This window comes from Bradyrhizobium sp. Kon56 (assembly GCF_055807635.1).
Genome location: NZ_JBVVOU010000269.1, coordinates 1 through 324, shown reverse-complemented (window position 1 = coordinate 324; position 324 = coordinate 1). Strand labels below are relative to the sequence as shown.

General features: G+C 66.7%; 1 protein-coding gene. It reads right to left on the bottom strand.

The window, feature by feature from the left end; translation table 11 throughout:
* The coding region (locus AC0L3B_RS38930) for an enolase C-terminal domain-like protein (RefSeq protein ID WP_473383007.1) at positions 1 to 301 on the bottom strand (301 nt) is incomplete at its 3' end.
* Positions 302 to 324: the final 23 nt, after the last annotated feature.

Genomic DNA, 324 nt, shown 5'->3' with positions numbered 1-324 from the left:
AGGCACGTAGCGCCACGGCCTCGTCCCAGGCCTGGTTGACGTCGACCCGCACGCTGGCGCGCTCACCCAGCGCCTGCTTGATCGCGATCACATCGGCCAGGTCGCGGCCGACTTCGCCCGCGCCGATTTTCAACTTGAAGATGCGGTGGCGGCGCAGGTCCAGCATCTTCTCGGCCTCGGCAATGTCTTGTGCGGTGTTGCCGCTGGCCAGGGTCCAGGCCACCGGCAACGCATCGCGCACACGCCCGCCGAGCAGTTCGCTCACCGGCAGATTCAGGCGCTTGCCAAGGGCATCGAGCAAGGCGCTTTCAATACCCGACTTGG